Here is a 415-nt window from a genome sequence, read left to right on the forward strand (position 1 = left end):
AACCTGATCAGGCTAGCCCCGTCGTCCCGACGGTTGAAGAAGCCAACAGGCGCTCGGCTTCTTGTCTGAGGTTCAGTCCTGCGTTCACATCACGGTCGTGGTGGGCCCCGCAACTCGGGCAGGTCCATTCACGCAATGCGAGATGCTTCACGTCTTGGTGTCGATGGCCGCAACTCGAACACACTTGGCTCGAGGCGAAGGTCCTCCCGACCTTCACGACGGTCTTGCCGTACCAGCCGGCCTTATACTCGAGCATCCGATGGAACTCCGACCAACTTACATCAGAGATCGACTTGCTCCACTTGCGGTCCTGCTGCATGTCTTTCACCTGCAGGGTCTCGATGCCGATGACGTCGTGGTTTTTGACGATCTCGGTCGACACCTTGTGCAGGAAGTCGGTGCGTCTGTTGGCGAT

Annotated in this window: 1 protein-coding gene; it reads right to left on the bottom strand. The window is 58.3% G+C overall.

What is annotated here, in order from left to right:
• Nucleotides 1–7 precede the first annotated feature (7 nt).
• Nucleotides 8–415, bottom strand: a 408-nt coding sequence (locus KNP00_RS14120) for an RNA-guided endonuclease TnpB family protein (protein WP_215146303.1), incomplete at its 5' end; no start/stop codon positions are given.

This window comes from Exiguobacterium qingdaonense, assembly GCF_018617855.1.
Lineage (GTDB): Bacteria > Bacillota > Bacilli > Exiguobacteriales > Exiguobacteriaceae > Exiguobacterium > Exiguobacterium qingdaonense.